Source organism: Halioglobus sp. D3-4 (assembly GCF_055809315.1).
On sequence record NZ_CM147907.1, the window covers coordinates 3,971,496 to 3,993,477 of the forward strand.

The following is a 21,982-nucleotide window of genomic DNA, read 5'->3' on the forward strand; positions in this document are numbered from 1 at the left end:
TCAAAACACGTATCTACGAGGCCTTTCGGCGTAGTTTGCACTCACTTAAAGCAGTACACAGCGCCGAAAGCGCCCACAGGTGAGTCAAATGGCCTTAGGCACCTTCAGGTGCGGCGCGACGCGCACCAACATGGTGCAGCAAGGGCGAGGTTTTGTCCAGACGGTCGGTTAACGGTTTTTGAAGTTGGTCGAAGGCCGGTGCACATAGACGCGCACAGGCTCTGAGACAGCCAGGGTTTCACCCGCATTGTTGACTACGGCAACGGTGAGGTCGTGTTGTCCGCGAAAGACGTTGATCAGGTCCCACATGTTATCCCGTTGTGGGTCGCCCCAGGCTTCGCCGTCAACGAGCAGCTGCAGGCCGGCATATTTTTTCAGCGCGGGGGTGACCCGTGCGCTGACAGAAAAATTGCCCGGACCCATCGGAAAGGAGGTTTCGTTCTCTGGAGAGGTAATTACCACTTTGTAGGGCGCGGGGGCCTCCTGTTCGGTGTTTGTGGCAGAGGTATCAGGCAGCGGCCTGATCTGCGGTGGCTCCACCGTATTCGTGCGCTGGATTTCGATCTGCTCCGACGGCTGGGAGCTGGCGTTGGGCGCATCGGTAAATACCACGTTGCCCTCGGCATCGGTGGTGCGATAGATGGAATCAGCCGCGCTGTGCAGGGACGTTAACAGTACGGCAAGCAGAAGAAGTCTGGACATGATGATAATCTCATGTGGTCGCGATTGCGCATACACTACCAGAATTATTTTCGATAAAAGAGAGTCAATGATCGTAAATGCGGGCGTTGGTCGCAAAAAAAAGCCCGCATATGCGGGCTTTTTCTCGAACCGGGAACAGACTTACACAGAGTAGTACATTGCAAACTCTACAGGGTGTGTTGTCATATCCAGTCGCTGGATTTCCTCGGATTTCAGTTCGATGAACGCATCGATCATATCATCTGAGAACACGCCGCCCCGTGTGAGGAACTCACGGTCTGCATCCAGGGCTTCCAGTGCCATGCTCAGGCTGGAAGCGACAGTGGGTATCGCTTTGCCTTCTTCCGGCGGCAGGTCGTACAGATCCTTGTCGGCAGGGTCGCCCGGGTGGATCTTGTTCTGGATGCCGTCAAGGCCGGCCATCAGCATGGCTGCAAACGCCAGGTAGGGGTTGGCCGAGGGGTCGGGGAAGCGAATCTCAACCCGCTTGCCCTTGGGGTTGGCTTCGTAGGGAATACGAATCGAGGCAGAGCGGTTACAGGCCGAGTAGGCCAGCATTACTGGCGCTTCGAACCCCGGAACCAGACGCTTGTAGGAGTTGGTCGAGGAGTTGGTGAAGGCGTTCAGCGCGCGGGCGTGCTTGATGATACCGCCAATGTAGTACAGCGCCTCGTCGGACAGGCCCGAGTAGCCGTCACCGGCGAACAGGTTCTCGCCACCTTTTGAGATCGATTGGTGCACGTGCATGCCGGAGCCATTGTCGCCGACAACGGGCTTGGGCATAAAGGTGGCCGTTTTACCGTAGGCGTGGGCGACATTGTGTACGCAGTACTTCAGGATCTGCACCTCATCGGCTTTCTTCACCAGCGTGCTGAAACGCACACCGATCTCACACTGGCCAGCTGTTGCAACTTCGTGGTGGTGTACTTCGATATCCAGGCCCATCTGTTCCATCGCAGTACACATCGCGGCGCGAATGTCATGAAGCGAGTCGACTGGAGGCACGGGAAAATAACCGCCTTTAACACCAGGACGGTGCCCGGTATTGCCTTCGTCGAACGCGTGGTCGGATGCCCAGACTGCTTCGTCGGAGTGAATTTTGACACTGCAGCCGCTCATATCGATATGCCACTTGATGTCATCAAACACGAAAAATTCGGGCTCGGGGCCGAAAAACGCGGTGTCACCGATACCAGTGGACTTCAGGTACTCTTCAGCACGCTGCGCGATGGAGCGCGGATCGCGGTCGTAACCCTGCATCGTGGAAGGCTCGGCAACGTCGCAGCGCAGAATCACTGTAGCGTCGTCAGTGAAAGGGTCCAGCACAGATGAGTCATCGTCCGGAACCAGTACCATGTCGGAATTGTTGATACCTTTCCAGCCAGCGATGGATGAGCCGTCGAACATTTTTCCGCCATCAAAGAAGCCTTCTGTCACTTCCTTGGAAGGGATTGTGACGTGTTGCTCTTTGCCGTGGGTGTCTGTGAAGCGCAGGTCCACCCACCGGGCTTCGTTATCTTTGATGAGCTTCAGGGTGTTCTTTGACATGTTGTGGTCTCCGTAGGGCAGTTATCGGGCCAGCTGCGCCGGTCCGCGTTGTTTATCCTGGTGTCCGCCGCGGCAAACGACTCAGGCGTGGTCAGGAGCTTCAGTAGAAGCAAATGTTGTGCCAAAAAGGTGCTTCGGGTAACTCATTGAAATTAGAGGATATTAAACGACCAAAACCGGCTGGCCTCCCATTTATGCACCACAATAAAGCACTAGCGTAACATTTCGGTGCACGATCTGTTTTGGCAGGATGCTGTGATTAGTCTGCACAATTGCGGGAGTGAAGTCCGTATAATACCCGCCCCGATCAGACGCAATGGTTATGGCCTCAATGCAATTCGTTGTCAAGTATTTCTCCGAAATCGTTATGAAGAGTAAGCCGGTGCGGCGGCAATTTGTCCGTCAACTGGAGGAAAACCTGCGTGCCGTGTTGCGTGATATCGATCCGGCAATCGTGCTGCGCAGGAGCTGGGACAAATTGCGTGTGGAAACCTCACTGAGCGATGAGCGGGCGCTGGCGCAACTGGTGCACCGAATGTGCAACACGCCGGGGGTGACGCTGGTACTCGCGGTGCAGGAGCACCCGCTGGGGGAGCTTGACGATATAGTAGAGCAGGTGCTGCCGGTTTACACATCGCGCCTGGCAGGTCGCAGCTTCGCCGTGCGTTGTCGGCGCAGTGGGCAGCACAGTTTCAGCTCTCTCGACGTGGAGCGGCAGGTGGGCGGCGCACTGCTGGCCCGAACCGAGGCCGCCGGCGTCAACCTGAAATACCCCGACGTGACTGTGGAGCTCGAGATCAGCGGCGAGTCGTTGTTCGTGGTGGTCGAACGTCATCGCGGCCTGGGTGGCTATCCCGCGGGCAGTCTCGATCCGGTGCTGTCGCTGATGTCGGGCGGGTTCGACTCGCCCGTGGCCAGCTACCTGACCATGAAGCGCGGTATGCGTACCCACTACGTGTTTTTCCAGCTCGGCGGTCAGGATCAGGAGTTGGCCGTCAAGGAGGTGGCCCTGCATCTGTGGCAGCAGTACGGCGGCAAACAGCGTGTACTCTTTATAACAGTGCCGTTTGAAGAAGTGGTGGCAGAGCTGCTGAAGAAGGTTCAGGACAGTTATATGGGGGTGGTGCTCAAGCGCATGATGCTGCGCGTTGCTGATCGCGTGGCGGAAGATCTGCAGATCGACGCGCTGGTCACCGGCGAATGCGTGGCGCAAGTCAGTTCCCAGACACTGCGCAACCTCTCGGTTATTGATCGCGTTACCGAGCGCCTGGTTCTGCGACCGCTGGTCACCACCGACAAGGAAGAGATCATGCAGATCGCGCAACAGATCGGGACCGCCGTGTATGCGGAGAATATGCCGGAGTACTGCGGTGTTATCTCGGTGGGGCCGACCACGCGCGCCAAGCTGGACCGGGTCGAGGCACAGGAGCAGTTCTTCGACATGGCGATACTGGACAGGGCATTCGACGGCAGGCGGCAGACGCGAATAGACCAGTTGGAAGAGGAGGACCTGCAGCGCGTCGACGTCGAGGTGCTATCCGTGCCTCTGGCCCACGGCACCATCATCGATATCCGTCATCCAGATGAGGAAGAGGCGGCGCCGCTGAAGTTGCATGTCCCGGTGGTGAAAATACCCTTCTACGAACTGCACAGTCGGGCGAACGAACTCGATTCAGGTAACACATATATGCTGTACTGTGGCAGGGGTGTGATGAGCCGTTTGCACGCCAGCCACCTGATGTCTGACGGGAAATCGCTGGATGTGAAGGTCTACGCGCCCTGAGTGCTGCAAAAGGGTGCACGGCTGAATCGTACACATTTCACACAAGTCTCTAGCAGCCCAAGCCGATACGATAGGGTATAATCCGCGCCTTTTTTACGGTGCGCTTGCGCCACGAGGTAATCCCCTTGATCGATAAACTTCGCAATATTGCCATTATTGCTCACGTAGACCATGGTAAAACCACGCTTGTCGATTGCCTGTTGCAGCAATCCGGCACCCTTGATCGACGCTCCGATGGCGCGGAACGTATCATGGATTCCAATGATCAGGAGCGCGAGCGCGGCATCACGATTCTAGCCAAGAATACGGCTATTGAATGGAACGACTACCGCATCAACATTGTGGATACCCCCGGGCACGCCGATTTCGGCGGTGAGGTAGAGCGCGTACTATCCATGGTGGATTCTGTGCTGCTGCTGGTGGATGCAGTAGATGGCCCCATGCCGCAGACCCGCTTTGTAACGTCCAAGGCGTTTGAGCAGGGTCTCAACCCTATTGTGGTAGTTAACAAGGTTGATCGCCCGGGCGCCAGGCCCGACTGGGTCGTCGATCAAGTCTTCGATCTGTTTGACCGGCTCGGTGCGAACGATGAGCAGCTGGACTTCCCGATCATCTATGCCTCGGCCATTCAGGGCATTGCCGGCCTCGACCACGAGGACATGGCCGAAGATATGCAGCCGCTATTCGAAACGGTGATCGAGAAAGTACCCGCCCCCGCCGTTAACTCTGACGGCCCCCTGCAAATGCAGGTCAGCGCGCTGGACTACAGCAGCTATGTGGGTGTTATCGGCGTTGGCCGGATCACGCGCGGTCGGCTGTCGCCCAATACCCCGGTAGTGGTAGTGGACAGTGAAGGCGCTACACGCAAGGGCAAGGTGCTGCAGGTGATGGGCTACCTCGGTCTTGAGCGCGTCGATGTTGAAGCCGCTGAGGCCGGCGACATTGTCTGTATCACGGGCATTGAAGGTTTGAATATTTCCGACACCCTGTGTGATCCGGCCTGCCCGGAAGCAATGCCGCCGCTGTCGGTGGACGAGCCCACCGTCAGCATGACGTTTCAGGTCAACGATTCACCGTTTGCCGGCAAGGAAGGCAAATACGTCACTTCCAGAAATATCAAGGATCGCCTCGAGCGGGAATTAATACACAACGTGGCCCTGCGTGTGGAGCCAGGTGATTCGCCTGACAAGTTCAAGGTTTCCGGTCGCGGCGAACTGCATCTTTCAGTGTTGATCGAAACGATGCGCCGCGAAGGATTCGAGCTCGGCGTATCGCGCCCGGAAGTGATTCGCAAGGAAGTGGATGGTGTGATGCATGAACCTTACGAGCAGCTCGTCATCGATTGCGAGGAGGCGCATCAGGGCTCGGTGATGGAAGAGTTGGGATTGCGTCGTGCGGAGCTTGAAAATATGGTGCCCGACGGCAAAGGGCGGGTGCGGCTGGAGTTCATTATCCCGGCTCGCGGCCTGATCGGTTTCCGCTCACTGTTTATGACGCTGACATCGGGCGGCGGTATTCTCACTCACGTATTCGATCACTACGGTCCGGTCAAGAATGCGGAAATCGTGCACCGCGCCAATGGCGTGCTGGTATCCATGGTTAAGGGGAAGGCACTGGGCTACTCGCTGTTTAACCTGCAGGAGCGCGGCCGTATTTTCGTCGATCCCAATGTTGAGGTGTACGAGGGACAGATCATAGGCTTGCACAGTCGCGGCAACGATTTGGCGGTTAACCCCATCAAGGGTAAGCAGCTCACCAACGTGCGCGCTTCCGGCACCGACGAGGCCCTGACGCTGACACCACCTGTGCGCCATACGCTCGAGCAGGCGCTGGAGTTTATCGAGGACGATGAACTGGTAGAAGTTACGCCACAGAGCATCCGCCTGCGCAAAAAGCTGTTGTTGGAACACGAGCGGCGCAAAGCCGCGCGCGGCTGATACCCGAGCGCAGGCTTGTGAAGGCATTGTTGCAACGCGTCAGCCGTGCCAGCGTAGAGGTCGACGCCCGCTGTGTGGGAGAGATCGAGCAGGGCTTGCTGGTTTTGCTCGGTCTGGACAAGGGCGACGATACGCTCGCTGCCGATCGCATGATAGACAAGCTGCTGTCCTACCGCGTATTCACCGACAGCACGGGACGTATGAACAGCAGTGTCGCTGACATCTGCGGTGGTGTTCTGTTGGTCTCGCAGTTCACACTGTCGGCGGATACTCGCAAGGGGCTCAGGCCGAGTTTCTCCTCAGCGATGCCCCCCGCAGAAGCACAACAACTCTATGACTATTTACTCGCGCAGCTGCAACAGCGGCACCCCTGTGTGGCGGCGGGTAAGTTTGGCGCAGACATGCAAGTCAGTCTGGTCAACGACGGCCCCGTCACCTTTTTGCTCGAAAATTAAGCAACCTGAAAGTCACCGTCCTGGTTGCTTGTTGATCGATTGATAGCGCATTTGCCTGTGCACTATATTGTCTTCGAGATACTCACTGCCTTCGGCAACAAACCCCAGCGAGCAGTAAAACGGCTGTAAATGGGCCTGGGCGCTGATGCAGATATCGTGCTCAGGCCACCGGGTAAGGTTGTGGTCAATGCCGCGCCGTACCAACGCCTCGCCCAGTTTCTGTCCTCTCATACCCGGGCACACCACGATCCGCCCGAGTGAACTCTCGGAGTAGCTCAGGCCCGGAGGCAGGCACCTTTGATACGCGAGTAGCTCAGAGCCGCGTGTACAGAGCATATGCACTGCATCCTGGTCCCTGTCGTCGAGATCCAGATAAGCACAGTGCTGTTCTACGACGAAGACCTGTTGGCGCAAACGCATTACCGCATACAGCCATGTTGTGCTCAGTTCAGAAAATGACCGGGTGTCCCACTGCATAATTTTTGTACTCTTTCAGCTTGCGGAGGATTTTAACAAAAGTAGAGAGTACCGTTCTCGCACGCTGGTTTAGTTGTTACTATAGGTTGTCTATCCAGCTGGTATCAGTTGGCCGTCCACAGGTGTGTGGATTGGAAGTGGCCGCAAACGGGGTGCATGGATGACACCCCGATTCAAACAGAGCAGGACTATCACTGATGTTGGTAAGTATTGACGCGCAGGATATTTCAGCGCTGAGCCAGCAGTTCGAAAAACTGGTTGGCGCACTGCTGGAAGTAGTAAAAATGCCGGCTATGCCACTGGATGTGGACGTGACGCCGGCCGGAAACTTTCGCGGCTTCGATGGCGGTCAGTTCTATGTCGTGGAGCAGGGCTCCCTCACTGCCCGATATCAGGATAAAACCATCTATACCCTAGAAGCAGGGGATATTCTGCTGCCGGACATAGCTGGTGGGCAAGATCCTCATATCGCAGTGTATTACGGCAGCGATTCCGGCGCGCAACTACGCTGCTATCCAGGGCTGGAGTTTATGCAGCGGGTATTCAACGAGCCGGCGGCTATCCGTTTGTGGACGCGCCTGCTGATTACCTACGCTGGGCTGATGTTGCGAATTACCGCGGCCAATCTGCAGGAGGAGAAGCCTGCCACACCGGGTTTTGAGGTCTATGAACCCGGAGAGATTATTATCAACCAGGGTGATCGCGCCGACTATGTGTATAACATGAGCTCGGGCGTGGCAGAGGTGCTGGTAGATGACGTCAACGTCGGGCGCATCGGTGATGGCGAAATATTTGGTGCAATGGCAGCACTCACGCACTCCGACCGCAGCGCGACAGTGCGGGCCAGAACGACGTGCTCTGTAGTAAAAGTTCCGAAGGAGCAGTTCACAGAGCTGATCAAGAGCAACCCTGCCACCATACACAGCCTGTTGATAGATATGGCGAACTCCATCGTCAATCTCAACGAACAATTGGTCGGCTCACAGGAAAACATGCCCGGCCAAAAACACCTGGAGTAAATACCGGGTGTTTGTTTTTTTGCGCTGGTTCGCGATTAAACATTTCGGTCAAAGCACTTCCGTTTACTCCTGAAAATAGTGAGAATGGCCTCCCCGCACAATCCACAGAGTCGTACTTCAAGTAACCAGAGAAAAAATGACTGAGATTCCGGACATAGATAGCGACGGCACTGAGCAGGTGTCACTGAAGTTGTATGCCGAGAAGGCCTATCTGGATTATTCCATGTACGTCATCCTCGACCGGGCCCTGCCCCATGTCGGCGACGGTCTGAAACCGGTGCAGCGGCGCATCATCTACGCGATGAGTGAGCTGGGGCTGAAGTCCACAGCGAAATTCAAGAAGTCTGCGCGCACCGTCGGTGACGTTATCGGTAAATTTCACCCGCACGGTGACAGCGCCGCGTATGAAGCAATGGTGTTGATGGCGCAGGATTTCAGCTACCGCTATCCGCTGGTCGATGGGCAGGGTAACTGGGGTTCACCGGATGATCCCAAATCCTTTGCTGCGATGCGCTATACCGAATCTCGACTCACTAACTATGCCGATGTGCTGCTCGGTGAGCTCGGTCAGGGTACCGTCGATTGGACACCGAACTTTGACAGTACCCTTGATGAGCCGTCGGTGTTGCCCGCACAGGTGCCCAATGTCCTGCTCAATGGCACCACGGGTATTGCCGTGGGTATGGCGACCGACATTCCGCCGCACAATTTGCGCGAGGTGGTTGCCGCGACAGTAATGATGTTGGAATCGCCGAAATCCACGGTGGAGGATTTGTGTGAGCATGTGCTGGCACCGGATTTCCCGACCAACGCAGAGATCATCACGCCACGCGAAGAAATTATCGCGCTCTACAAGAGCGGCCGGGGAGGCTTGCGCATGCGTGCGGTATGGGAGCGCGAAGGCGGCGATATTGTGATCAATGCGCTGCCATACCAGGTGTCGGGTTCCAGAGTGCTGGAGCAGATTGCGCAACAGATGCAGAGTAAGAAACTGCCGATGGTGTCGGATTTGCGCGATGAGTCCGACCACGAGAACCCGACACGCCTGGTTATCGTGCCGCGCTCCAACCGCGTCGATCTGGACGCGTTGATGAGCCACCTGTTCGCCAGCACGGATCTGGAGCGCAGCTACCGCGTCAACCTCAACATGATCGGGATCGACGGTCGCCCCGCCGTGAAGGGTCTGGACCGACTGCTCAAGGAGTGGCTGAAGTTCCGCACCGAAACCGTCCGTCGCCGCCTCGAATACCGCCTCGATCGTGTACTGAAGCGCCTGCATATTCTGGACGGTTACCTGATAGCGTATCTGAATATCGACGAAGTCATCCATATCATCCGCACAGAAGACAAACCCAAACCGGCGCTGATGGCACGCTTTGGCATCTCGGATATACAGGCAGAAGCCATCCTCGACCTGAAACTGCGCAATCTGGCGAAGCTGGAGGAGATGAGTATTCGCGGTGAGCAGGACGAGCTGCAGCAGGAACGCGATCAGTTGCAGAAAGTCTTGGGCAGCGAAGCACGGCTTAAAACCCTGATCAAAAAAGAACTGCTGGCCGTGGCTGAGCAGTATGGCGATGACCGCCGCTCGCCGCTGGTGGCGCGCAGTGAAGCCAAGGCCTTCAGCGAGCTCGAGTTGGTCAGTGCCGACCCGATCACCGTGGTGATGTCTGAGAAGGGCTGGATACGGGCGGCAAAAGGCCATGATATCGATCCCACCAGCCTCAGCTACAAGGCCGGTGACAGCTATAAAATGAGCGCTTTTGGACGCAGCAATCAGCCTGCGGTAATACTGGATTCAACCGGGCGGGCCTACACCGTGCCCTCGCACAACCTGCCCTCGGCGCGCGGTCAGGGTGAACCGGTGACGGGGCGTATCAACCCGCCGTCCGGAGCGACCTTCAATGGCATGATGATGGGCGCGGACGATTCGCTCTATTTGATGGCCAGCGATGCTGGCTATGGTTTTGTTGCCAAACTCGTTGACCTGCAGACCAAAAACCGAGCGGGTAAAGCGGTGATCAGTCTGCCCAAGGGCGGGCAGGTGTTGCAGCCGGCGCCAATCACCAGCGTGGAGGACACGCTGGTTGCGGCGGTATCCAGCGAGGGTCGCCTGCTGGTCTTTCCGCTGGCGGACCTGCCACAGATGACGCGCGGCAAAGGCAACAAGATCATCAATATTCCCTCTGCCAGAGTGCAGGCGCGGGAAGAGTTTGTGGTCGACATACAGGTATTCACTGCCGAGGATACGCTGGTGGTCCACTCCGGTAAGCGCCACCAGAACTTCCGTTTGAAAGATCTGGAGCACTACCGGGGCGAGCGCGGACGACGTGGTAACAAATTGCCGCGCGGTTTTCAGAAGGTAGATCGTATGGAGGTGCAGTCTTCATAAGACTGCTGCCAAACCTGCAAGTTTAGCGCCGGGCGGTATCTGTCAGGCGCTTCAGTATCAGGCGCAGTTGCCGTTCCAGCAGGTCCTGGTAGGGGCCGGCAAACTCCTCGATCTCGGCGTAATCCATGACTTCGGTAGGGTGGTGTGTCAAACGGCCGGCCACGTCGATATCTTCGCAGGCTGCCGGCGATAGCAGAATATTGGGCGGCTTGCTGGCGCACACAGCCTGCAGTTCATCCAGAGTGTGTTGCGTATACAGTCCCGGATAGATGTCTGTGCCACTGCCCACCCCCAGCTCGCTCTGCGAAATGGCCATCGAAATGGAGAGTGAGAGCGACATCTGTTTTTCCAACTCCCTGCTCACTGCGCGCACCAGCCACGCACAGGAGGCTGCGCGGAAAGCGGCGCTGCCTGCGTTGTTGTGTCCACTGAAATAAATCGCCAGACCGAATTGGCGGGCAACCTGTAAATCCCCTGCGTAAAAACCGGCAGCGGCGTACACCACCTGGTGCAGGCGCGCGATATAGCGGTGCAGTGCGCGTTCATCCAGCGTATCCACATAGTTCACGAGGCTGGACAGGTGCAAGTAGACGACCGCAGTTGTGCGGTAGTTTTCATCCTGTGGGCCGGGCTCACTGCGAGTGCGCAACAGATCCATAGGCAGTGCTTCGATCTGCCGGTCGAGCAACATCACTTCATTGGCCGGTTTGGGGCCCGACTCCTCCTCTTCAAGAGCAATCTTGCGGGCCATGCGGGCAAGATTATTCCCCAGTCGCTGACCGAAATGGCGGCTGCCCGCATATGCAGCGAGACTCAGCAGTACCGCTAGCCCCAGCATACTCAATAGAAAGCGCGATTGTGCTGCCTGCGCATTATTCCCATCAATCGTGATGACAATCTGCCCGGCAATATCCGATTCGATGCGCACTGGCGCGCTGTATTGATAGAGATTTTTGCCGTGGGCTTCGCCGGCCTGTCCCAGTGCCTTGCCCTCGACATCAATAATAGTGATGGCCTGCGCTGAGGAGGTTTCGAGCAGGCGCTGCAGTGTCGCCGAAACGCTGAGCAGATCACCCCGCTCAAACGCCGTGCTGATACGCGTGGCAACCAGTCTGGCCAGTGACGTGCCGTATTCTTCCTGCAGCAACATTTGCGTGTGGCGTGTGGAAATTGCGCCCAGCGCAACGAGAGCGAGGCTCACCATTAGGCACAATCCCGCCGTGATGATCGCCAGTTGTTGGCCGAGACTGGATTGAGTGAAGCGATTATTCACGCGCGATGGATGACTTACCGGGTTGCGAAGGCTGATAGTATAAACCAGTCTCGATGAAGAATGCCCCTTTTGTGGGCGTTCCCCGTTGAATATCTATCGGCGGTGACCCGCAACCGTACTTTTCAGGTCTTGTAGCGAACGGGTAGAATGGCGGCCCAAACTATTTGTGGAACCCGCAGAGTGAACCAAATTTTGCTAATCACCATCTCCGGCGAAGATCAGCCGGGGGTGACCGCTGGCTTGACGGCGATCCTCACGGAATATGCTGTCAATATCCTCGATATCGGACAGGCTGTGATACATGCAACGCTGTCGCTGGGTTTGTTGGTTGAGTTGCCAGAGGGTGTGGACAGTGAAGAGGTGGCGACAGCGGTGCGCAATTTCGCGTTGCGGCGTGACCTGCGCGTTGTTACCAGCTTGGTGTCACAGGACAGCTACAGCCAGTGGGTTGAGGCGCAGGGTCAGGCGCGTTACATCATCACCCTGCTGTCACGCAAGATAACCTCGGACCAACTTGCCAGGGTGACGCGGGTGATTTCTCAGCACGGGCTCAACATCGATGGTATAAACCGGCTCTCCGGACGTATTCCGCTGGGCAAGCTGCCCGCGCTCAGCAAGGCGTGCCTGGAGTTTTCGGCGCGCGGCTCGCTGCGTGACTCCGCTGCGTTCAGGCGCGATCTGCTCGAGGTGGCGGGTGCTATGGAAATGGATCTGGCGTTCCAGCAGGACAATATGTATCGCCGCAACCGGCGACTCGTTGTATTTGATATGGATTCCACACTGATTGAGGCGGAGGTCATCGACGAATTGGCGAAGTTGGCGGGCGTGGGTGACCAGGTCAGCGCGATCACCGAGCGCGCGATGCGCGGCGAGATAGATTTCAGCGAGAGTTTTCGCACTCGCGTTGCCCTGCTGGAGGGCCTCGAAGAAAGTGCGCTGGAGGATGTCGCCAGAAAACTGAAGATTACTGAAGGCGCGGAGCACCTGATTTCCACGCTGAGTACACTGGGCTACAAGACGGCAATTCTCTCAGGCGGTTTTACCTATTTCGCGCGCTATCTGCAGGAGCGTCTGGGTATTGATTATGTGTTTGCTAATGAGCTGGATACAGCGCAGGGACGGGTCACCGGCAAGATTCGCGGCACGATCGTCGACGGTGGGCGCAAGGCCGAGCTGTTGCAACAGCTGGCCGAGGAGCAGGGTATTGATCTGCAACAGGTGATTGCCGTGGGTGACGGCGCGAACGATCTGCCAATGCTGAGCATTGCTGGTTTGGGTATTGCCTTCAGGGCGAAGCCGCTGGTGCAGAAATCCGCGGAGCAGTCCATATCAACGCTGGGACTGGATGCAATCCTGTATCTGTTGGGCTTCTCGGACAGATACCAGCGAGGGGTCGAGCCCGCTCGCTGAGGCCTTGTTCGGCGTTGTCTTAGATATTACTCCAGAGCGAGTCAAACTCTCCGCCAGCCTGTCCCTGCCCGGTATCCGCCAATACGTCACCGAGCTCTTTTGTCTGGCAGAACTCGAACTGTGAGAAGCTACCGGTAGAGGCTATGTGACGCAGCAACTGGATTGAGCAGGCTTCCGAGCTGGTGCCCAGCGTGATTTTCTGGCGCTCCTTGAAGCCGGTGCGCGGTGTAATCAGTGTTTGCGGCTGCCCCACAATTTTGATTTCAGGCAGCAGTAGCACCCGCATCGGCGGTGCCTTGTCCTCGCCTTTCTTGTGTATGCTCGCACCGTAGGCAACGGCACGGGGGCTAAGCAACTCGAGTCCGATCAGGGTTCGGGCATTGCCGAGGCGGCTGACCCAGCGGATAACCGCAATCACCCACTCGGTATGTTCCTCTTCTTTGAGACCGACGATATCGCCGGCCTTGATGTCTCCCGGCAATTCCGCTGTCCACTCCAGGCAGTAACCACCTGGGCTGGAGTCTGCCAATTTTGCCTTGAAGATAGGATAGCGCTCGGCCACCGGCAGATCGGAGGCATTTTCCTGAAACAGCCTGGCTTTGGTGGTGGAATCCAGGTCGACCAACAGATTTGGCACCAACTTCAGCTCGCCCGTGTAGTCCCCCGGGTTCGCCATCTGCCACACATCGGCTTGTCGCAATGGATCGAGGAAGGGGTTGTCTGCTGAGCCTTCTGCAACGCCCGAAGCGTCTGAGGTGTTACAGACCAGTTCCTCGAACAGGCGCTCGCCGGCGACGTGGAAATGGGTGCTATTGAGGCCGATACAAATCCGCAGCGCATTGTCGGACCGCGAGCGCTTGAAGTTTCTGAGGCTCATGCTGCCCAGAGAGGTTATCAGGTGCTCGAGCAAAGTAACCGGCACATTGGTGTTTTTGTCGAAGTTGATATCCTTGCCGCCGGCTTCTTCCTTGAGCTCGGTCAGGTGCTCCACCAGCGCGGTGGTGTCAATAAAGCGGCAGTTCGGTCCTGGTTCTTCCTTATACAGCGCCGTATACATGGCAGCCTGATCGCTGTCGAGGTCGACCACGAACAGGTCATTACCCGTGCGCTGCACATCGAAATGGATGCGTTCACTCCACTGCTGGAAGCCGCGGTAAAGCGCTGAGAGATCGGTATGGCGCAGTTGGTTGGCTTTGCAGCAGCCCAGCATTAGTGCCTGCAAATAGGTGGTTTTGATGGTGTTGCCACCGGAAAGTGGCTCTGGTACTGGTAGATCGACCAGACGCTGGCTGTCAGCCAGCGCGTAGAGTTGATGCAGGGTTTGCCAGCCGCGAGCGCCCATCGATTGATGCATCTGGAAGTTCTGTAAAACCTTGCGGCCACTGAACAGCAGTGCCCGTTGCAGTGCCTCGCACGTCAGGCGCGCCGGGTTCATTTTGCGGATGGATTCGCGCTGCTGTATCGCCTCAATTGCCACGATGCTATAGGCAGTTGTGGCCAGAGTGAGCAACTTGTCGCTCATCTCCGCCATGCGTCGCGGTTCTTCGGGCATAATCAGCGGTTGATTGAGGAAGCGCTTGGACAGATTGAGCACCGCGACCTGCAGACTGGGCAGCAGCGTGGCCAGAATGCCGAAGCGCAGTTCCGGGGGCAGCGGTATACGGTTGAGGTCAGCCAGTGCTTGACAGAGCTGCTCGACCAGCGAATTGGTGTTGGTTACCGGCAGGTTTTGCACCCAGTCTGTGGCGGCGTCCACCGAGGGCTCAAACAGCGGATTGCCGCTAAAGTCCTGGCGCGGGAGCAGCAATTTTACTGTTGTATGGTCTTCCATAGCTGTTAGCTCAAAAACATCTCCACGTGTGGCGCCTAGAATACCTAAGTGGCGCGATTCCCGCTACTGGCGCGTCAGCATCTGCCATTAGCGCACGACGTGCTGTATTATGGGCACCGTTTTTTCCGCAAACCGATGAGAGCATCATGGCGAACTATTCGACTAGTGAATTCCGCTCCGGCATGAAGGTCATGCTGGATGGCGATCCCTGCAGCATTCTGGAAAACGAGTTTGTAAAGCCCGGCAAGGGCCAGGCGTTTAACCGGGTCAAACTGCGTAACCTGAAAACCGGGCGGCAGTGGGAGCGCACCTTTAAATCCGGTGAAACTCTGGAGGGCGCGGATGTGATGGATCGCGTCATGGAGTACCTGTATAACGACGGTGAGTTCTGGTATTTCATGGAGCCAGATACCTATGAGCAATACCAGGCGGATGCCGCCGCTGTTGGTGACGCCCACTTATGGCTCAAGGAAAATGAGCGCTGTGACGTCACCCTCTACAACGACACACCGCTGTCTGTTGCACCACCCAATTTCGTGGAACTGGAAATCGTGGAAACTGATCCCGGACTCAAGGGTGATACGGCTACCGGCGGAACCAAGCCAGCCAAATTGGCCACCGGTGCCGTGGTGAAAGTGCCGCTGTTTATCAGCACCGGGGAAATTATCCGTGTCGATACGCGCACCGGGGAATACCAGAACCGCGCCAGCAAGTCCTGAGTGTAGCGGCGGGGAGATCGCGCGTGCACTGGCAGCCAGCCGCTGATCTCGCGATTCTCCGCCAGCGCGCTGAACTACTGTCCCGCCTGCGCCGGTTTTTCAGTGACCGGGGTATCCTTGAAGTTGAAACACCGCTGCTATGCAGCAATGGTATAACCGACCCGGCTATCGAACCGTTCACCGTGTCAGCCGGTGACGCGATAAGCCGACCGAGATTTCTGCAGACATCGCCCGAGTATGCGATGAAACGCCTGCTCGCGGCGCACGGTGAGCCGATTTTTCAGATCGCCAGGGCGTTCCGCGACGGCGAAGCCGGTGGCCGCCACAACCCGGAATTCAGCTTGCTGGAGTGGTATCGCCCCGGTTTTGATCACCATGCGTTAATGCAGGAAGTCACAGAGTTGCTGCGTGAATGCCTGGGGCCGCGAACCGTTCAGAAGCACAGCTATCGCGAGCTGTTTCTAACGCGTCTACAGGTGGACCCGTTTACTGCCTCCTGCGCCGAGCTCGAGCGTATTGCGCGCGGGCATATGGACCCTGGTGACATGGTTGGCGATAGGGATATGTGGCTGGACTTATTGATGAGCCATCTGCTGGAGCCCACTCTGGGCGACGATGCTTTTAGTTTTGTCTACGATTATCCGGCCTCACAGGCCGCGCTCGCCCGGATTGTCAGCAACGATGGCGTCAGTGTGGGGCAGCGCTTCGAGGTGTATGTAGAGGGTGTCGAGCTGGCCAATGGCTATTTCGAATTAACCGATGCAGCGCAGCAGCAGCAACGCTTCGAGGGGGACAATGCCCTGCGGCGTGAACGCGGTCAGCCGGAACGTCCCATTGACGGGTATTTACTGGCGGCGATGCACCATGGCCTCCCTGTCTGCAGTGGTGTCGCGTTAGGGATAGATCGACTGTTGATGCTGATGACCGGCGCATCGTGCATTCAGGATGTGCTGGCGTTTGACTGGCAGCGCAGCTGAACCCATCTCCCTGACAGGTTCAGCTACGAGTCGCTAACGAAATGTCATTGGCTCAGGAAAACTCCCTGACCAAACCGCCGATCGATTCTTTCGCATCACCGAACAGCATACGGGTGTTGTCCTTGTAGAACAGCGGGTTCTCGATCCCGGCGAAACCGGATGCCATTGAGCGCTTGAGGACAAACACGGTGCGCGCCTGATCGACGTTGATCACCGGCATGCCGTAGATCGGCGACGATTCGCTCTCTCGCGCGGCGGGGTTTACCACGTCGTTGGCGCCGATGACGATAGCCACATCCACACCTTCCATGCGCGGGTTGATCTCGTCCATTTCCAGCAGCTGGTCGTAGGGCACGTCGGCCTCGGCGAGCAATACGTTCATGTGGCCCGGCATACGACCGGCCACCGGGTGGATACCGAAGTTCACTTCCGCGCCGTTGGCTTCAAGCAGTACAGACAGCTCTTTTACCACGTGCTGTGCCTGTGCGACGGCCATACCGTAACCGGGAATAATGGCGACATTGGTGGCGGCTTCAAGCACGTAGTAGGCATCCTCCACAGTGATGGGCTTGATTTCGCCCTCCACGGTAGTCGTCTCGGTTTTACCGCTACCGAAGCCGGAAAACAGTACGTTGGACAGCGAGCGGTTCATCGCCTTACACATGATTTGTGTCAGGATGATACCGGAGGCGCCAACCAGCGCGCCGGCGACAATCAGGATGTTGTTGTTGACCGCGAAACCCGCAGCACAGGCTGCCAGGCCGGAGTAGGAGTTCAGCAGGGAGATCACCACCGGCATGTCGGCGCCGCCGATGGGTATCACCGCCATCACACCAAAGATCAGTGACAGCGCGATAACCAGGTAGAGCCATAAATGGTTGGCCGGCTCGATACAGAACATCACTGAGCCCGCCAGGATGCCGAGCACAATAAAGCTGTTGACGACCTGCTGGCCGCTGAACAGCACCGCGCCACTGCCGATCTTTTCGGAGAGCTTGCCGTAGGCGATCAGTGAGCCGGTGAACGTTACACCGCCGATAAGGATCGAGAGAATAATGGTGACCAGTGTGAACGTGGGCGCACCGGGATTCAGCGCCGCCCAGCCAACCAGCAGGCTGGCCATACCGCCGGAGCCGTTGAACAGCGCCACCATTTCTGGCATCGCCGTCATCTGCACCATACGCGCTGCTGCACCACCGATGATCGCGCCCACCAGAATACCGATGACGATCCACTGGTATTCGACAATACCCTGGTCGAGCAGCGCCGATACCACCGCCAGCAACATGCCCAGCGAGGAGATCATATTGCCGCGACGAGCCGTTGCGGGGGAACCGAGTTGCTTCAGGCCGAATATGAACAGCGCACCGGAAACAACGTAGGCAAATTGAATAAGGGTATCCATAGTGATCAGCCCTCCTTCTTCTTGAACATGGCGAGCATGCGATCGGTGACAAGATAGCCGCCCACCACATTGACGGTGGCCAGTGCGACGGCGCCTGCACCCAACCAGTTGGAGAGGTCCTGATTGCCGGTGCCTGCGAGGCTGATGGCGCCCACCAGCGTGATGCCGGAAATCGCGTTGGCACCTGACATCAGCGGCGTGTGCAGAGTGGCCGGTACTTTATTGATCAGTTCGAAGCCCAGAAAGATGGACAACACCAGTATAAACGTGAGGAAAACTTCCGCAGCAACCATGTTATGCACCCCCTTCCAGAATATTTTTGATCGTCTCGTTAGTGACTTCGCCGCCGTGGGTAATGATGCAACCCGGCAGAATATCGTGCTCGAAGTCGATTACGAACGCTTTGTCTTCTTCGTTCCAGCTGTCTTCCACCAGATTGAACAGGTTGGCGGAATACATCTGGCTGGCGTCGCGTGCTACCTCGCCGGCGAGGTTGCCTTTACCGATTACGGTGACACCGGCGATTTCCACAACTTCATTGGGTACTGAGCCCTCAACATTGCCGCCGGTTTCAGCTGCCATATCGACAATCACAGAGCCGTGGGCCATGCCCTCGATCATGTCTCGCGTGACCAGCACCGGCGGCTTGCGGCCGAAGACCTGGGCTGTGGTGATGACGACATCGGACTTGGCAATGACTTCTTTTTGCGCCTGGCGCTGCTTTTCAACCTGCTCTGGCGTCAGTTCCTTGGCATAGCCACCGGCGGTCTCTCCGGTTTCACCCAGATCAATCTCGAGGAATTTGGCTCCCACGGAACGCACCTGCTCGGCAACCACCGGACGGGTGTCGAAGGCTGTGACCTTGGCTCCGAGGCGTTTGGCTGTGGCGATGGCCTGCAGCCCGGCGACACCGGCGCCGATCACAAACACGTTGGCGGGCTTCAGGGTGCCAGCCGGTGTCATCATCATCGGGAAAATGCGTGGCAGATGGGAGGCGGCCTGTATCACCATCACGTATCCGGCGAGGTTGGCCTGGGAGCTCAGGGCATCCATTTTCTGGCTGCGCGTGGTGCGCGGTATCATTTCCATGCTGATGGCGGTGATACCGGCATCCTTGAAGGCATTGACCAGCGCAGTCTCGTTGAACGGGTCCAGGTAGCTGATATGAATGGCGCCGCGCTTCATCTGGCCTATTTCCTCGAGCTGCGGCTTGCGCACGCGCAGGAGGATGTCGGCGCTGCTGAATAACTCGGCGCGATCGGCCGAAATACTCGCCCCGATTTCGGTATATTCGGCATCCGTGAATCCGGAGCCAGCGCCCATGCCAGCTTCTATCACCAGATCGGCACCCATGGATACCAGCCGCTTGGCGTGAGCGGGCGTAATAGGTATCCGGTTTTCTCCCGGATGGGTCTCTTTCGGAATGGCGATGCGCATGCGGTGTCTACCCCCGTACTTTTTGTTTTTCAGCACGGCGCCGTCTGGGGCCATGCTCGTGCAAATACGATCCGGCTCGGTGCCAGTATCAAAAACAGCCGCGACTCTAGCACAGCCAGTAACCAGCGGAAACACTGGTGGGCGTTGAGCTGTGCAAGGTGTGGCCTGGTACCGCTTCAAATGCCGTTAATTGTCAATCTGGGCAGCGGGGGGCCAATTTAAGTGATTTCAACGGTGACACAAGGGTCACAAAGCCCAAAAAAATTGACCGTAAATGACATATTGGGCTGTGTAGCGCCAGATTATGTGCTATCGGACCAGGGCTGGTAGGCCCACCAGGCGGGCAGTAGCTCGCGGTACTGGTGCTGCCGATAGCGGGGATCGATCAGTAACGCGCGGCCGGAATCTTCAAGGCGCCGGACAACGCGTCCCAGCGCCTGATCGACCTTCTGCATACCCGGATACAGGAATGCGTACTCAAAGCCGGCCGCATAGCGCTGCTGGTACCACGCCCGCAACTGCCGGGTATCCCTATTGACCTGCGGCATGCCGATGCCGACGATCACCACGCTGGACAGCAGCTTGCCAGGCAGGTCGATACCCTCGCCGAAGACGCCGCCCAGAATACAGAACGCCACCACATCCTCGCGTTGAGCGAACAGTTGCAGCAGTTGATCCCGCTCCTGCTCGTCCTGGCGGCGCGTCTGCACCCAGATTTCCCGCCTGTTGAGCCCACCGTCAGTAGATTGCAGCTCCGCCAGGGCATCCTGCAGATACTGATATGACGGAAAATACACAATGCAATTCCCCGGCGTCACCTCTGCCCAGCGGTGCAACAGCCGGGTCAGCTTTCCCAGACTCACATTCCGCTGGTGATAGCGCGTATCGATATCGGTCGCCAGTGATACCTGCAGTTGCTCAGGCGCAAAGGGGGAGGTGGCGTGTGAGCAGACTGCCTGCTCCCCAAGCCCCAGCGAAGCGCGCGACCAGGGCAGGGGCGACAGGGTTGCTGAAAAGGCCACGACGGCGTGGGCGCGCTCGTGCCGCTCAGACAGCAGGCGTGAAGGATCGAGGCAGTTGAGCGCGATGCGCAGCCCCTGCCTGCCCTCTCCCCGGTGCAGTTCAAAGCGATAGTCATCGCCCCAGAGCTCGGCCACCCGCAGGAATTGCAGGGTATCGAAGTAGAAATCCAAAAGCTCGCGGTGCCGGTGCAGGAAGGCCGGGTCCTGCGCCAGAATTTCGCCGACGCAGCTGGTAAACAAAAGCAGCGCCTGCAGTAGTGCCTGCGGGAGGCTGTCGGCGCTGTGAAACTCCGGCTCCTGCCATGGCAGTTTCTGCAGCGCGAGGAACTGCGTGTTGACCCGTGCCAGGCTTTTCGCCAAAGCGCCACTGACCGTGCTTTTGGCCTGCAGCACGGCGGCCTTGGCCAGGGATGCACTGTACATATTGCGCGCCCTGCCGGGCAGGTTGTGGGCTTCGTCCAGCAGTACCGACCAGCGCTTGCTGTCACCGTCCTGCTGGCCGCCCAGTGTGGCTGTCAAGCTGTAAACATAGTGCAGGTCGGCGATGACGATATCGACCCAGCGCAACAGGTCCAGCCCCAGCTCATAGGGGCAGACTTCAAAACGTCGCGCGATGGCCTCGATATCCTCGCGCCGCAGCACGCGCTGGCTGACCGCCTCGTACAGCGCCTCGGGGAGCTTATCGTAGTAGTCGCGTGCGAACGGGCAGTCATCGCCGTGGCATGCCTTGCCCGGGGAGAAGCAGATCTTGTCCTTGGCGGTGAGGCTGAGGGCGGTGCCGCGATAGCCGGATTCGGCAAAATCCGCCAGCGCTGTTTCAGCAGCACGCCGCCCCACGGATTTGGACGTGAGGAAAACGATTTTGTCATGCTGGTTGGTCGCCAGCGCCTTCAACGCGGGAAACAGGAAGGCGGCGGTTTTTCCGATACCGGTGGGTGCCTCCAGCAACAATTGCCCGCCCTGATGTATGCACTTATATGCCAGCTCGGCGATCTCACGCTGGCCACTGCGAAAGCCGCCGTAGGGAAAGGCCAGCGCCACGATACTGGCATCGCGTTCGCGCTGTGCTTGCGCCAGCGTGCGCAACCAGCGAGCAAAGGTTGCCAGCGTGGCGACCAGAAACTCGGCCAGCGCGGCGCGCGAGTAATGCTCAGTGCGACTGAACTCCTCCTCGCTATCGATGTTGAACCAGGTAACACGCACATCCAGTGCGGGCATCTCGCCCTGCGCGGCGATAATGGCGGCATATATTGTGCCCTGCGCCAGATGTAATTGTGCCACCGGCTCGGGTATCGCATCGGGCGCGGTGCGGCAGGTTTTTATCTCCTCCACCAGCCCCTTGTCAGGATCATAGCCGTCGGCGCGCCCGCGCAGTGTGAGTTCCAAGCCGGGCTCACTGTGGCGGTATTCCACTGCGTACTCGCTGCAGTAGCAGGCCGGGCGGCGGGAGTAAACGCGCTGGTGCCCCGCCACACCTTGTGCCCCGGTAGGCGCAGCCTTGAAGCGGTGGTCAATATCGCCGCTGCGGTGACAAAAGTGCGCCAGATCGGCCACGGCTATCGACAGTTGCGTAACCTGTTCAGTCATTGTGCCGC

Annotated in this window: 17 protein-coding genes; 8 read left to right on the top strand and 9 right to left on the bottom strand. The window is 57.8% G+C overall.

Annotation, left to right across the window (positions count from 1 at the left end; translation table 11 throughout):
• Positions 1–168 precede the first annotated feature (168 nt).
• Together AC0L6S_RS17475 and glnA are read right to left on the bottom strand one after the other, a co-directional pair.
• A complete protein-coding gene (locus AC0L6S_RS17475) occupies positions 169–702 on the bottom strand; it encodes a DUF4124 domain-containing protein (RefSeq protein WP_473425392.1) in 534 nt (177 codons plus the stop codon).
• A gap of 141 nt (positions 703–843) precedes the next feature.
• Positions 844–2,250, bottom strand: a complete 1,407-nt coding sequence (gene glnA / locus AC0L6S_RS17480; protein ID WP_473425393.1) for a glutamate--ammonia ligase — start codon at positions 2,248–2,250, stop codon at positions 844–846.
• Between the two features lie 331 nt (positions 2,251–2,581).
• Here glnA and thiI point away from each other — a divergent pair, with 331 nt between their 5' ends.
• The 3 genes from thiI to dtd all read left to right on the top strand — a co-directional run bounded on the left by thiI (position 2,582) and on the right by dtd (position 6,425).
• On the top strand, positions 2,582–4,033 hold the full coding sequence (gene thiI / locus AC0L6S_RS17485) for a tRNA uracil 4-sulfurtransferase ThiI (protein ID WP_473425394.1): 1,452 nt from the start codon (positions 2,582–2,584) through the stop codon (positions 4,031–4,033).
• Between the two features lie 125 nt (positions 4,034–4,158).
• On the top strand, positions 4,159–5,970 hold the full coding sequence (gene typA, locus AC0L6S_RS17490) for a translational GTPase TypA (RefSeq protein ID WP_473425395.1): 1,812 nt from the start codon (positions 4,159–4,161) through the stop codon (positions 5,968–5,970).
• Positions 5,971–5,987: 17 nt separating this feature from the next.
• The gene (dtd, locus tag AC0L6S_RS17495) at positions 5,988–6,425 is read left to right on the top strand and encodes a D-aminoacyl-tRNA deacylase (protein ID WP_473425396.1); all 438 of its coding nucleotides are present in this window, start codon (positions 5,988–5,990) and stop codon (positions 6,423–6,425) included.
• Positions 6,426–6,437: 12 nt separating this feature from the next.
• Here the strand turns inward: dtd and AC0L6S_RS17500 are convergent, their stop codons facing one another.
• Entirely contained in the window at positions 6,438–6,902 is a 465-nt protein-coding gene (locus AC0L6S_RS17500) for a GNAT family N-acetyltransferase (RefSeq protein ID WP_473425397.1), read from the bottom strand.
• Positions 6,903–7,099: 197 nt separating this feature from the next.
• On the opposite strand from AC0L6S_RS17500, the gene AC0L6S_RS17505 reads away from it, so the two are divergent.
• Together AC0L6S_RS17505 and parC are read left to right on the top strand one after the other, a co-directional pair.
• Positions 7,100–7,921, top strand: coding sequence for a cyclic nucleotide-binding domain-containing protein (locus tag AC0L6S_RS17505; protein ID WP_473425398.1), 822 nt, complete (start codon positions 7,100–7,102; stop codon positions 7,919–7,921).
• Between the two features lie 136 nt (positions 7,922–8,057).
• On the top strand, positions 8,058–10,313 hold the full coding sequence (gene parC, locus AC0L6S_RS17510; protein WP_473425399.1) for a DNA topoisomerase IV subunit A: 2,256 nt from the start codon (positions 8,058–8,060) through the stop codon (positions 10,311–10,313).
• A 22-nt stretch (positions 10,314–10,335) separates the two neighbouring features.
• Here the strand turns inward: parC and AC0L6S_RS17515 are convergent, their stop codons facing one another.
• Positions 10,336–11,586: a hypothetical protein gene (locus AC0L6S_RS17515; protein WP_473425400.1), complete on the bottom strand. Its 1,251-nt coding sequence runs from the start codon at positions 11,584–11,586 to the stop codon at positions 10,336–10,338.
• Between the two features lie 180 nt (positions 11,587–11,766).
• Between AC0L6S_RS17515 and serB the strand changes: the two genes are divergently transcribed.
• The gene (gene serB, locus AC0L6S_RS17520) at positions 11,767–12,996 is read left to right on the top strand and encodes a phosphoserine phosphatase SerB (RefSeq protein ID WP_473425401.1); all 1,230 of its coding nucleotides are present in this window, start codon (positions 11,767–11,769) and stop codon (positions 12,994–12,996) included.
• 19 nt (positions 12,997–13,015) lie between these two features.
• On the opposite strand, the gene AC0L6S_RS17525 is transcribed toward serB, so the two are convergent.
• The gene (locus AC0L6S_RS17525) at positions 13,016–14,827 is read right to left on the bottom strand and encodes a hypothetical protein (protein ID WP_473425402.1); all 1,812 of its coding nucleotides are present in this window, start codon (positions 14,825–14,827) and stop codon (positions 13,016–13,018) included.
• A gap of 146 nt (positions 14,828–14,973) precedes the next feature.
• Here AC0L6S_RS17525 and efp point away from each other — a divergent pair, with 146 nt between their 5' ends.
• Both efp and epmA read left to right on the top strand, forming a co-directional pair.
• A complete protein-coding gene (gene efp, locus AC0L6S_RS17530; protein ID WP_473425403.1) occupies positions 14,974–15,546 on the top strand; it encodes an elongation factor P in 573 nt (190 codons plus the stop codon).
• A gap of 23 nt (positions 15,547–15,569) precedes the next feature.
• A complete protein-coding gene (epmA, locus tag AC0L6S_RS17535) occupies positions 15,570–16,523 on the top strand; it encodes an EF-P lysine aminoacylase EpmA (protein ID WP_473425404.1) in 954 nt (317 codons plus the stop codon).
• 52 nt (positions 16,524–16,575) lie between these two features.
• Here the strand turns inward: epmA and AC0L6S_RS17540 are convergent, their stop codons facing one another.
• The 4 genes from AC0L6S_RS17540 to AC0L6S_RS17555 form a co-directional block, all read right to left on the bottom strand.
• Entirely contained in the window at positions 16,576–17,928 is a 1,353-nt protein-coding gene (locus AC0L6S_RS17540) for an NAD(P)(+) transhydrogenase (Re/Si-specific) subunit beta (RefSeq protein WP_473425405.1), read from the bottom strand.
• Between the two features lie 5 nt (positions 17,929–17,933).
• On the bottom strand, positions 17,934–18,221 hold the full coding sequence (locus AC0L6S_RS17545; protein WP_473425406.1) for an NAD(P) transhydrogenase subunit alpha part 2: 288 nt from the start codon (positions 18,219–18,221) through the stop codon (positions 17,934–17,936).
• Between the two features lies 1 nt (position 18,222).
• Entirely contained in the window at positions 18,223–19,365 is a 1,143-nt protein-coding gene (locus AC0L6S_RS17550) for a Re/Si-specific NAD(P)(+) transhydrogenase subunit alpha (RefSeq protein ID WP_473425407.1), read from the bottom strand.
• A 302-nt stretch (positions 19,366–19,667) separates the two neighbouring features.
• Positions 19,668–21,974 carry an ATP-dependent DNA helicase gene (locus AC0L6S_RS17555; protein ID WP_473425408.1) on the bottom strand — a complete coding sequence of 769 codons (2,307 nt, stop codon included), beginning with the start codon at positions 21,972–21,974 and terminating at the stop codon, positions 19,668–19,670.
• Between the last annotated feature and the right edge of the window lie 8 nt (positions 21,975–21,982).

Excerpts from the sequence above, each read along its gene's own strand:
- AC0L6S_RS17475 (WP_473425392.1), bottom strand. The coding sequence starts at position 702 with ATGTCCAGACTTCTTCTGCTTGCCGTACTGTTAACGTCCCTGCACAGC.
- glnA (WP_473425393.1), bottom strand. The coding sequence starts at position 2,250 with ATGTCAAAGAACACCCTGAAGCTCATCAAAGATAACGAAGCCCGGTGG.
- thiI (WP_473425394.1), top strand. The coding sequence starts at position 2,582 with ATGCAATTCGTTGTCAAGTATTTCTCCGAAATCGTTATGAAGAGTAAG.
- AC0L6S_RS17500 (WP_473425397.1), bottom strand. The coding sequence starts at position 6,902 with ATGCAGTGGGACACCCGGTCATTTTCTGAACTGAGCACAACATGGCTG.
- AC0L6S_RS17505 (WP_473425398.1), top strand. The coding sequence starts at position 7,100 with ATGTTGGTAAGTATTGACGCGCAGGATATTTCAGCGCTGAGCCAGCAG.
- parC (WP_473425399.1), top strand. The coding sequence starts at position 8,058 with ATGACTGAGATTCCGGACATAGATAGCGACGGCACTGAGCAGGTGTCA.
- AC0L6S_RS17525 (WP_473425402.1), bottom strand. The coding sequence starts at position 14,827 with ATGGAAGACCATACAACAGTAAAATTGCTGCTCCCGCGCCAGGACTTT.
- efp (WP_473425403.1), top strand. The coding sequence starts at position 14,974 with ATGGCGAACTATTCGACTAGTGAATTCCGCTCCGGCATGAAGGTCATG.
- AC0L6S_RS17540 (WP_473425405.1), bottom strand. The coding sequence starts at position 17,928 with ATGGATACCCTTATTCAATTTGCCTACGTTGTTTCCGGTGCGCTGTTC.
- AC0L6S_RS17545 (WP_473425406.1), bottom strand. The coding sequence starts at position 18,221 with ATGGTTGCTGCGGAAGTTTTCCTCACGTTTATACTGGTGTTGTCCATC.
- AC0L6S_RS17550 (WP_473425407.1), bottom strand. The coding sequence starts at position 19,365 with ATGCGCATCGCCATTCCGAAAGAGACCCATCCGGGAGAAAACCGGATA.
- AC0L6S_RS17555 (WP_473425408.1), bottom strand. The coding sequence starts at position 21,974 with ATGACTGAACAGGTTACGCAACTGTCGATAGCCGTGGCCGATCTGGCG.